General features: G+C 37.3%; 3 protein-coding genes. 2 read left to right on the forward strand and 1 reads right to left on the reverse strand.

What is annotated here, in order from left to right; all coding sequences use genetic code 11:
- Positions 1-223, reverse strand: a 223-nt coding sequence (locus KGY70_20705; GenBank protein ID MBS3777627.1) for a hypothetical protein, incomplete at its 3' end; no start/stop codon positions are given.
- Between the two features lie 478 nt (positions 224-701).
- Between KGY70_20705 and KGY70_20710 the strand changes: the two genes are divergently transcribed.
- On the forward strand, positions 702-1,181 hold the full coding sequence (locus tag KGY70_20710; GenBank protein MBS3777628.1) for a carboxymuconolactone decarboxylase family protein: 480 nt from the start codon (positions 702-704) through the stop codon (positions 1,179-1,181).
- Positions 1,182-1,356: 175 nt separating this feature from the next.
- A complete protein-coding gene (locus KGY70_20715) occupies positions 1,357-2,574 on the forward strand; it encodes a hypothetical protein (GenBank protein MBS3777629.1) in 1,218 nt (405 codons plus the stop codon).
- Positions 2,575-2,586 lie beyond the last annotated feature (12 nt).

Genomic DNA, 2,586 nt, shown 5'->3' on the forward strand with positions numbered 1-2,586 from the left:
AACCGGCTGTATGTTCCACATAGTTTTCGGCTATGTACTCATCGGCAAGATCCAGTCTGCCTTCGTTGTAAACCTTCATGTCTTTTTCTACCAGGGCTTCGGCTTCTTCCATGGTAAGGCTGTTATTACCTTGTTCATGACTGTGTAAAGCAAAACTGCCCATAATTAAAAGAAACGCGGCCCCGTAAATGATTTTTGGTAAGAATAAGTTTGCTTGTTTCATTTCGTACCTCCTTCCCGGATGAACCGGTTGTTTTTGGGTTATTAATTAGTACCTTACCGGTCAAATTCTTGTTTTTTTTGGCAAAACTTGGCCGGTAAGGTACTGTGGCAAAATATGAAGGGCTAAGATGAAAGTCAAATTTTTTAAAGAGAAATAATACTGGAAATGAGGATCTTTTTATACAAAATTAAACAGCATCCTTGCAAATGATGTATGGATTCAAACATATGGATATCGAGATGTTTTATTTAGAATTATTCTAAATTGGCTGTCAGGATATAATGGAAATTTAGAATGATTCCAGATAACTCGAGCAGGTATCCAGAAAACGGAAATCATCCTCAAAAGTAGGATCATCTTTTCACTTTTAATATAAAAAGGTGCGATACTCCCCTGAATTTTTTCTTCCGAAAAATTGACTTTTTATAGGGTTATTAATATGTTGTCCTAATTTTATAACTTATTAAAATGAAGTACCATGATGCAAATGATCAAAACCATCTCAGGAGGCATAGTGTTATCTATGGCCGTATTGCTATTAACTTGTATTACTGCCTGGTCTCAAGCAGAACCTGACTCTTTGATGAAGCAATCATCTGAGGATAGCCTTTACATTGAAAAACGTGCTGAATTGCTTCGGTACATGCAAAAATTTACAAAGAAGTATGCCGGTGATATGAAGGGTTTTTATGCGTTTGCACAAACAGCAATGGAACCCAGGGCACTGGATGTAAAAACAAAGGAAATGATTGCAATTGGTATTGCCATCGCTGAACGCTGCGATGATTGTATTGCCTATCATACCCATGCCGCGCTTAAAGCCGGGGCAACAGAAAAGGAAATAATGGAAGCCCTTGGCGTAGCCTTATATATGGGTGGTGGTCCTTCACTGGCTTATGCTACCCATGTGTTGAAAGCTATGGATCAATTCAAAGCTATGGAAGAAGAGGGAGACTAATAATATGATGAAATATTTTGGAGGTAAATTATGAAACGTTTCATTGTAATTGTATTGACATTTTCGGTTTTCGTTTTTCTGTTTTGTGGCAGATATGCATTCTGTCAGGATCAGCAAAAAGTTAAAGAAGAAATGGAAAAAGTTATGTGATTTAAAATATAAATTAACCTTCATTATGGAAAGGATTAATGTTTTGTACATAAGCGGATCTCTGGGTTTAGGACATATAACCCGGGATCTTTTAATTGCCAACTATTTAAGAAAGTTACTCCCTGAAGCCGATATAGAATGGTTGGCAGCTAGTCCTGCGACAACTGTATTAGAGGAAGCAGGCGAAAAAATGGTAGAAGGAATTGATCAATATGGTAATGAGACACATTCCGCAGAAAAAGCCGCTAAGGGCTCCCGTCTGAATCTTGCGAACTACGTGATGAAGTCAACAAATGATTGGAAAAAAAACGCAAAATTTTTCTTGGATTTAATTAAATCAAAAAATTATGATCTTGTGATTGGTGATGAAACCTATGAAATCGAGATTGCATTGAGAAAACATTCAGATATGAAAAAGTTTCCCTTTGTCATAATATATGACTTTGTGGGTCTGGATTCAATGACATTTAATCCTATAGAACATATTGTGGTGTATTATTGGAATCGGGTATGGTCTAGTGATTCCCGGAAAAAACCTTCATACGATTTGGCGTTGTTTTTAGGGGAACCGGATGATATCCCGGATAAATCTTTTGGTTTCATGTTGCCCAATCGCAGGGACTTTGCAAAAAAAAGGTATACCTTTGTTGGTTACGTTTTATCTTTTGATGTTAACAGCTACTCCAATAAACAAGAAATACGGAAAAAACTTGGATATGGTAACGAACCATTAGTTATTTGTTCCATTGGTGGAACAGCTATTGGGAAAGAATTACTGGAACTTTGTGGAGAGGCATATCTCATTGCAAGGGAGAAAATACCAAATCTCCATTTTGTGTTTGTTACCGGCCCGCGTTTGCCTGCAGAATCAATCAAATTGCCTGAAAGTATCGAAGTACATGAATTCGTGCCACGTCTCTACGAACATTTTGCTGCTTGTGATCTTGCCATTTTACAAGGTGGAAGAACTTCGACAATTGAATTAACTGGATTGAAGAAACCTTTTATCTATTTTCCAATAGAAGGTCATTGTGAACAAGCCAACAATGCCCAAATCTTAACACGACTCGGAGCTGGTTTAAAGTTGAAACTTTCCAGTGCAACGCCCGAATTGCTGGCTGAGAAAGTAATTTCAACAATTGGCACTACTGTTTCTTATCCAGATATTCCTTCTGATGGAGCACAAAAAGCTGCTGAGTCCATTGTTAAGGTATTAAAAGAATATAAACCATCAGCATTGTAATGGATAAACAGT

The sequence above is a fragment of the Bacteroidales bacterium genome (genome assembly GCA_018334875.1).
Taxonomy (GTDB): Bacteria; Bacteroidota; Bacteroidia; order Bacteroidales; family UBA12077; genus JAGXLC01.

Excerpts from the sequence above, each read along its gene's own strand:
- KGY70_20710 (MBS3777628.1), top strand. The coding sequence starts at position 702 with ATGATGCAAATGATCAAAACCATCTCAGGAGGCATAGTGTTATCTATG.
- KGY70_20715 (MBS3777629.1), top strand. The coding sequence starts at position 1,357 with ATGGAAAGGATTAATGTTTTGTACATAAGCGGATCTCTGGGTTTAGGA.